The sequence below is a fragment of the Roseiarcus sp. genome, assembly GCF_052145395.1.
GTDB lineage: Bacteria > Pseudomonadota > Alphaproteobacteria > Rhizobiales > Beijerinckiaceae > Roseiarcus.
Map to the genome: position 1 here is coordinate 1 of NZ_JBKQOT010000196.1, position 8137 is coordinate 8137.

At 67.4% G+C, this 8137-nt stretch carries 6 protein-coding genes and 1 pseudogene; 4 read left to right on the top strand and 3 right to left on the bottom strand.

The features are described from left to right. Nucleotides 1-168: 168 nt before the first annotated feature. Together ACLP25_RS06750 and ACLP25_RS06755 are read right to left on the bottom strand one after the other, a co-directional pair. Nucleotides 169-1350, bottom strand: coding sequence for a D-alanyl-D-alanine carboxypeptidase/D-alanyl-D-alanine-endopeptidase (locus tag ACLP25_RS06750; RefSeq protein WP_442468450.1), 1182 nt, complete (start codon nt 1348-1350; stop codon nt 169-171). Between the two features lie 212 nt (nt 1351-1562). Beyond that, nucleotides 1563-2126: an N-acetylmuramoyl-L-alanine amidase gene (locus tag ACLP25_RS06755; RefSeq protein WP_442468451.1), complete on the bottom strand. Its 564-nt coding sequence runs from the start codon at nt 2124-2126 to the stop codon at nt 1563-1565. 415 nt (nt 2127-2541) lie between these two features. Here ACLP25_RS06755 and ACLP25_RS06760 point away from each other — a divergent pair, with 415 nt between their 5' ends. From ACLP25_RS06760 to ACLP25_RS06775, 4 genes are all read left to right on the top strand, one after another. Beyond that, nucleotides 2542-3093 carry a hypothetical protein gene (locus ACLP25_RS06760; protein WP_442468452.1) on the top strand — a complete coding sequence of 184 codons (552 nt, stop codon included), beginning with the start codon at nt 2542-2544 and terminating at the stop codon, nt 3091-3093. Nucleotides 3094-3183: 90 nt separating this feature from the next. After that, a complete protein-coding gene (locus tag ACLP25_RS06765) occupies nt 3184-4122 on the top strand; it encodes a cation diffusion facilitator family transporter (RefSeq protein WP_442468453.1) in 939 nt (312 codons plus the stop codon). A gap of 25 nt (nt 4123-4147) precedes the next feature. After that, nucleotides 4148-5110 (top strand): cation diffusion facilitator family transporter, encoded by a 963-nt coding sequence (locus tag ACLP25_RS06770; protein ID WP_442468454.1) that lies wholly within the window; start codon nt 4148-4150, stop codon nt 5108-5110. A gap of 30 nt (nt 5111-5140) precedes the next feature. Next, a complete protein-coding gene (locus ACLP25_RS06775) occupies nt 5141-5803 on the top strand; it encodes a DNA-3-methyladenine glycosylase (RefSeq protein WP_442468455.1) in 663 nt (220 codons plus the stop codon). A gap of 205 nt (nt 5804-6008) precedes the next feature. On the opposite strand, the pseudogene ACLP25_RS06780 reads toward ACLP25_RS06775, so the two are convergent. After that, nucleotides 6009-8137 (bottom strand): annotated as a pseudogene (locus ACLP25_RS06780) (DNA-directed RNA polymerase subunit beta'); the annotation flags it as partial.

The following is an 8137-nucleotide window of genomic DNA, read 5'->3' on the forward strand; positions in this document are numbered from 1 at the left end:
GTCATGGCTAGCGGCGCTAATTACAAAACTTGCTAGCCGTTATTTGCCAAGAGCACAAGGGCAATTACCGACCCGCGGCCCTTTGTCGCGTCCTCTCGAGGGGGGCGCCAAGGCGAAAGGCTCCCCCGTCGTGGCGCCGAGGCTTTCGGATCGCCCGCGCCGCCCCGGCTACAGCCCGGACTCGATCGCCCGCAGCAGCCGGAACCGCATTGCGCCGTCGTCGCCCGCGAGCGAGATCACGAAACGGACCCGCCCATGGCTTGACGTGTCGGCGTAGCCGGCGAGCGTGCGAATCCCCTCCATGGTGCCGGTCTTGTCCATGCCGCCGTCATGGCCGCGAAGCAGGTCGGCATGGGGCGCGAACAGCCCGAGCACTTTGGAGAGGCCCCGGGCGGTGAAGCGGTTGTCGCGGCTGATGCCCGAGCCCTCCTCGAGATGGATGTCCGGAGCGAGGCCGTTTGCGGCGAGCATTGCGTTCGCGACCTCGAGCGATTTTTCCAGGCTGACGGGGCCGCCCAGGCGCTGGCCGCCGATCTCCAAGAAGACCTGGTTGGCGATGTAGTTGTTCGAGGCGCGGAGCAGCTCGACGAGAATCTCCGAAAGCGTGCGCGACTGCCGATGGACATAGACCGGCGCCAGTCCCTGCGGGACCGCTCCGCTCGAGATCTTGCCGTTCACGCTGCCGCCGGCCCGCTCGATGAAGGCGGCGATCAGCTCTCCGGCATACTGGAGGCTCACCGCGGGGTCCTGGCTTAGGCTGATGCGACCGCTTCCGTTCGGGCCCTGCGCCCGGAACTGGGCGATCGCGAGCGGAGTGATCGGGGTCTGCTTCTCGCCGGAACGCACGATATTGCCGCTGCGCACGGCGTACACGGTGTTGAAATTCACCGCCAGCGCGGAGTTTAGCGCATTGTAGGCCTCGTCGGTGTCCTCGATGCCCGGGATGCGGAGGCTTGACGGATAGTAGCTCGCGTCGAGCACGATGCCGGTGATCGGCGCCTTACCGACCGCTGCGACGAGCTCGGTCGCGAGCCCGGCCAGCTCCTCCGAGATCAGGAAAGGATCGCCGCCTCCGCGCACGTAGAGCACCCGCTTGTCGTCGAGGTAGAAGCGGGTCTCGAAGCGGTAGTCGCCGCCCAAGGTCTCCATCGCCAGCCAGGCCGTCACGATCTTGGTGACCGAGGCTGGGACGAAGGGCTGATCCGCATTCTGGGCCACCAACTCGTCGCCCTGGGCGTCGACGACGAGCACCAACGCCGACGGAGCAAGGATCGCGACCTTCTCCTTGACGCCGGCCAGCGCCGAGGCGGGCGTGAGGAGCAAAGCGAGGGCGAGCAGGCGAGACCACATGGCGATTCCATCGCGGGCGCAGGGGTGTGCAGCCTGGGGACCTATGCCAGCGATAATCAAGCGCTAAGTCGGTGAGGTCGCGAATTTCCGCTTGAGGCGGATTGATTGAAAGACTCTGATTCTTGTTGGGTTCGAATCTCTGCGCTCACGGCGCAATCGGGGATTTCCGAGGTTCGCTTGGCGTTGATCGCCTGATCGCCCGGCGGTCCGGGTCAGTCCAGGAGGAAGTAGTCAGCGCCCATAGCGGCACCCATCCGGAACGACAGGAAATAGAGCCCCTCCTTGAACCGGTCCCAATCGAAGCCTTGGGGATCAGCCCGGTCGATCGGATTGATCGCGCCGTGCGCCACAACCATGCTGCGCTTGATTTTACGCCGATAGCAGATGTCGTAGACCAGCTGCACGACTGTATCGTATTGCCAGTCGCTAAAGTCGGGTTTGCCCCCCGCCTTGCGTGCCTTTGCGGGATCGATCTGATACATCTCGATCCCGATCGATCGGGGATTGTGGTCCTTCACTGTCGGATGCTTTTTCGGATTTCCGGCGTGATACGTCAGCTTTTCTTCGGGCGTGATCGAATAGAGCAGGCCCTGGGTTCTGCCGATCCAGTAATGGGTCGAGTGATTGTCCTTGTTGGCGCTAGACAGGTAGTCGAGGCTCTGCGTCTCCGTGCCCAAGCTCTCAGTCCCGTGGAGCACGATCTCGTCGACGATCGTGCCGCCGCGGGACAGGCCAAACGCTCCCGCCTTCTGCTTCATGAACAGCAGGTTGGGCAACGCCATCTCATATTTTGCGACCTGGGGAACCCTCCCTAAGCGACTCGCGATTCCGTTCTCGCGAGAGTGGTCCGGCAGGCATGATTGCAATTGACAATCCAACATATTACGCAGTTACATTGGGTTACGACGCTTTCCCTCTGGGGATTGTTAGTGGGGCCCAGACGCTTATAGCGTTTCTGACGCCTGACGAGAATACGATCGATTTCTCAAGAGGCTGGGGCTCTTGTCCTGAGGACTTCGGCGCCCTGCTCGCGATCGTCGCCACGCTCCATCCTTGCAAAGTCCCCCCGCCTCGTGGATTCTCGGCTCGACGAAGTTTGGACGCCGAAAGGCGCGGCGTCGGCGGTCCGCCGAGCGCGGATCGAAGCACACGGGTGACGTGATGGGTTTCATGGGAGGCGTCCGAGGCGCCATGTTCGCGCTCGCGCTCATCGGGTTCAGCGCGCCGCCGGTCGAGGCGGTGGAGATCGTCAGCGGGACGCCGCCGACGGGGCACGTGACGGACGGACTCTTGACGCAGGTCAGGGCCGTGCGTCACGGCGGCGGCGGCCATCGCGGCGGCCGGCCCGGGGGCGCGCACCGCCAGGTCAATCGGCCCGGAAACGTCCATCGCCCGGTCCATCGGCCCGGAGGCGCGAGACCGCCCGTCCATCGGCCGCCCGGCCATCGCCCCGGCTATCGTCTGCCCGTGAACCGGCCCGGCGCCCGTCCGCCGGTCCATCGCCCCGGCAACAGGCCCCCGGTCGGTCGAGGCGCCGTGGTGGTCGCGCCGCGCACGGTGTGGGTCGGCCGTCCGGGCTGGTACCGGTGGAACCCCGGCGGCGCCATCGCAGCCGGCGCGGCGATCGGCTTCGTCACGGCGGCCGCCGCGGCGTCCTGGGCCGGCGCCCCGCCGCAGCAAGGCCTGTGCTGGTACTACACCGACCCCAGCCGCCGTCAGGGCTTCTGGGACGCCTGCCCGTAACACGAGCGTTCTTGCCAACGGCCGGCCGGCCTGCTTTGAGTCCGGCCGCCAAACCGAGAAGGCCGGCGCGACCCAGCGCCGGCGAGGTCCATGAGAAGGCCCGCTCTAAGCCCCGAAGACGCCGCCTGGTCGCAGCGGCTCAACAACCTGTCCGCGCGCGTCACCTTGACGTCCGCTTTCGTGCTGACGGCGGTGAAGCTCGGAGGCTGGCTCCTGACAGGGTCGATGGCCCTGATGGCTTCGGCGGTCGATTCGCTGGTCGACGCCGGCGCGAGCTTCGTCACCCTGGTCGGCGTCCGCTATGCGCAGAGGCCGCCAGATCGGGATCACCGGTTCGGCCACGGCAAGGGCGAGGCGGTCGCCGCGTTCACCCAGGCGACCTTTCTCGCTGGCGCCGCTTTCGTCCTGGCCTTCCAGTCGGTGCAGCGCCTCGTCTTTCCCGTTGCGCTCGATTCGGTCGAGGTCGGCGTCGTCCTGATCGCCGGGAGCCTCGTGGCCGCGTGCGGACTGGTGACGCTGCAGAGCTGGGTCGTTGCGCGGACCGGCTCGACGGCGATTGCGGCGGACCGGGCGCATTACCTGACCGACGTTGCGGTGAACGCCGCCGTGCTCGCCGCCCTCGCCGTCACGCAGCTCACCGGCTGGACCCGCGCGGACCCGGCTTTTGCGTTGGCTATCTCCGGCTACATGCTCTGGAACGCCTACGGCATCGCGCGCGAGGCGCTCGAGCAGCTCCTCGATCGCGAGTTGCCCAGCGACGACCGGCGAAGGATCAAGGAGACAGTGCGCGCCTGCGCCGGCGTGGCCGATATCCACGACCTTCGGACCCGGTTTTCCGGCGACCGCACCTTTGTCGAGTACCACCTCGAAGTCGACCCGGGCCTGACGGTCGACGTCGGCCACGCGATCGGCGACGCGACCGAGCTCGCGGTGCAGAAGCTGCTGCCCGGCACGGTCGAGGCGATTGCCCATGTCGAGCCTCGCGGGATCCTTGACGCGCGTCTGGACGACGCGGTCGCCGGGAAGTGATGAACCTCCTCTCCAGGAGCCGGGCTTGAGCGAGAACGGGCATTCGCACGACCACGACGGGCACGAGCGCGATCACGGCGGCCACGGACATGACCACACTCACGCGCACGCGCCAGCGAGCTTCGGCGCGGCCTTCGCCATCGGCATCGCGCTCAATGTCGGATTCGTCGCGATCGAGGCCTTCTATGGCCTGATCGCCGGCTCGGTCGCGCTGCTCTCCGACGCCGGGCACAATCTCGGCGACGTGCTGGGCCTCGCGGCCGCGTGGCTTGCGAGCGTGCTGGTCAGGCGCGCGCCCTCGGCCCGCTTCACCTATGGACTGCGCGGCTCGTCGATCCTCGCCGCCCTGTTCAACGCGGTCTTCCTCCTTCTGACCGTCGGAGCGATCTCGTGGGAGGCGATCCTGCGCCTCGCCAACCCCGCACCGGTGGCCGGAAAGATCGTCATGGTCGTCGCCGCCATCGGTATCGTCGTCAACGGCGTCACCGCCTGGCTGTTCGCCTCGGGCCAGAAAGACGACATCAACCTGCGCGGCGCCTTCCTCCACATGGCGTCCGACGCGCTCGTGTCGGCGGGTGTGGTCGTGGCGGGCCTCGTCATCCTCGCGACCGGCTGGCTCGGGCTCGATCCGCTGACCAGCCTCGCGGTCAACCTCGTGATCGTGTGGGGAACCTGGGGGCTCTTACGCGACTCCCTCGGCATGTCGATGGCCGCGGTTCCCGCCGGCGTCGATCCCCAGAAAGTGCGCGAGTTCCTCGCGGCGAGGCCCGGCGTTGCGGCCATCCAGGACCTGCACGTCTGGCCGATCAGCACCACCGAGACGGCGCTCACGTGCCACCTCATCATGCCGGACGGCCACCCGGGCGACCCGTTCCTGCACGCGCTCGCGGCTGAGTTCGCCTCCGGTTTCCGCATCGGACACTCCACCGTCCAGATCGAAACCGATCCCGCGCTCGCCTGCGCCCTCGCCCCGGACGAGGTCATCTAGGCCCGGCCGCCGGCCCACTTGGGAACGCCGATGACGCCGCCTCTCGCCGCCTTTGTCACGGACCCGCAGCCGCTCCCGGTCGATTTCTTCCGCCGCAACGCTGTCGAGGTCGCGCGCGACCTGATCGGCGCGCGGCTGATGGTCGAGGGCGTCGGCGGCCTCATCGTCGAGGCGGAGGCCTACGACCGTAGCGATCCCGCCTCCCATTCCTTCCGGGGCCCGACTGCGGCCAACGGCGCGATGTTCGGACCGCCGGGCCACGCCTATGTCTATCACAGCTACGGAATTCACTGGTGTCTCAACTTCGTCTGCGGCGCCGAGCCCGGCGCGGCGGTTCTCATCCGCGCGCTCCAGCCGACCGACGGGATCGAGGTCATGGCCGCGCGCAGAGGATTGGCCGACCTCATGAAGCTCTGCGCCGGCCCCGGGCGCGTTTGTCAGGCGCTCGCGATCACCCGTGCGGCGCATAACGGCCTGTCGCTCGATCAACCGCCTTTCGCGTTGAGCCGCACGGCGGGCGGCCAACGCATCGCATCGGGGCGGCGTATCGGCATCACCAAGGGCGCCGACACGCCTTGGCGGTTCGGCCTCGCGCAATCGCCTTTTCTGAGCCGTCCCTTCCCCGCAAGCGCGCGAGCCGGATCTCGGATAGGATCGCCGGGGAGGAAGCGGCATGACGATCTCGCCCGATGAGCGCGAACCCCGGCCCGTGTCCGACGGGCTCATCCTCCGGCGCGGATCCGGCGCCCCGCTTCAGGCGCTCGCTCCGGGCGCAGGATAGGGCGGCGCCCCGCCTTCCGGCAAGGCGCGGAAGCGTTCGTTGGTCGGAAGCGAAGCCAAAAAGAAAGCCGCCCGATGGCGGCTTTCCGTATGGTTCGCTCTGCTTGGGCGTCCGCCCTCACTCCGCCGCCGAACGCGAACGCTCGCGGCGGTGCGCCGGACCTTCGGTCGCCGGCGCCGCGAGCGGCAGCGCCGCCGGCTGCTCCGACTCTTCGGCCTTCTGCGCCAGGATCAGCGTGTCGCGCATCGAGGCGATCGCGCGGATCTTGGCCATCGCCGCGCCCGTGCCGGCCGGGATGAGACGGCCGACGATCACGTTCTCCTTCAGACCCTCGAGCGTGTCGACCTTGCCGTTGACCGCCGCCTCGGTGAGGACGCGGGTGGTCTCCTGGAAGGAGGCCGCCGAGATGAAGGAGCGCGTCTGCAGGCTCGCCTTGGTGATGCCGAGCAGCACAGGTATTCCGACCGCAGGCTTCTTGCCCTCGGCGAGCGCCGCCTCGTTGGCGCTGTCGAGGTCGAGCTTGTCGACCTGCTCGTCCTTCAAGAAGTCGGTGTCGCCCGGATCGACGATGTCGACCTTCTGCAGCATCTGGCGCACGATCACCTCGATGTGCTTGTCGTTGATGCTGACGCCCTGGAGTCGATAGACCTCCTGGATCTCGTTGACGAGATAGGCCGCGAGCTCCTCGACGCCCTTGATGGCGAGGATATCGTGCGGCGCAGGATTGCCGTCGACGATGAACTCGCCCTTTTCGATCACGTCGCCATCCTGCAGATGGATGTGCTTCGATTTCGGGATCAGGTACTCGACCGCCTCGACGCCCTCCTCGCTCGGCTCGATGGACAGGCGCTGCTTGTTCTTGAAGTCGCGCCCGAACCGCACCGTGCCCGAAATCTCGGCGATGATCGCGTGGTCCTTCGGCCGGCGCGCCTCGAACAGCTCCGCCACCCTCGGCAGACCGCCGGTGATGTCGCGGGTCTTGGCGCTGTTGATCGAGATGCGCGCGATGACGTCGCCCGCGCGCACGCTCGAGCCCGGCTCGAACGAGAGGATCGATTCGACCGGCAGGGCGTAGCGCGCGTCGCCGCCGCGCGGCAGCTTGAGAACCTTGCCGTCCGGACCCTTGATCACGATCGCAGGTTTCAGCCCGGCAGTGCGCGCCGAGGACCGCCAGTCGGTGACGATACGCTTGGCGATGCCCGTCGCCTCGTCGACCTGCTCCGACATCGACAGGTTGTCGACCAAGTCCTCGAAGCCGATCACGCCGTCGATCTCGGTGAGGATCGGACGCGAGAACGGATCCCACTCGGCGATCCGCTGGCCGCGCTTGATCTTGTCGCCCTCGTCGACCTTGAGGCGGGCGCCGTATTGGAGGCGGTGCACCGCCCGCTCAACCCCGGACTTGTCGGTGATCACGACCGCGACGTTGCGCGCCATCGCCATCAGATCGCCGTTCGCGTTGCGGGCGATGTTGCGGTTGCGGATCTTCACCTCGCCGTCGAAGTTCGACTCGATGAACGACTGGTCGGCGAGTTGGGCCGCGCCGCCGATGTGGAAGGTGCGCATGGTGAGCTGGGTGCCCGGCTCGCCGATCGACTGCGCCGCGATGACGCCGACCGCCTCGCCGAGGTTCACCGGCGTGCCACGAGCAAGGTCGCGCCCGTAGCAAAGCGCGCAGACGCCGTTCTTGGCCTCGCAGGTCAGCACCGAGCGGATCTTCACCTCCTGGATGCCGGCGGCGTTGATCGCCGGCATGCGCTCCTCGACGATCATCTCGCCCGCCTCGATGATCACGTTTCCGTCGAGGTCGCGCAGCGTCTCAGCCGCCGTGCGGCCGAGGATGCGGGTCGCGAGCGAGGCCACCACCGTGCCGGCGTCGATGATCGCACGCATGCTGATGCCGCGCTCAGAGCCGCAATCGGGCATGGTGATGATCGAGTCCTGCGCGACGTCGACCAGACGCCGGGTGAGATAACCCGAGTTCGCCGTCTTGAGCGCGGTGTCCGCGAGTCCCTTGCGGGCGCCGTGGGTCGAGTTGAAGTACTCGAGCACCGACAGGCCTTCCTTGAAGTTCGACTTGATCGGGCTCTCGATGATCTCGCCCGAGGGCTTGGCCATCAGGCCGCGCATCGCCGCAAGCTGGCGCATCTGGGTCGGCGAACCGCGCGCCCCGGAATGCGACATCATGTAGATCGAGTTGATCGGCCGGTCGCGTCCCGACTCGTCCTTGCGAACGGCCGAGATGC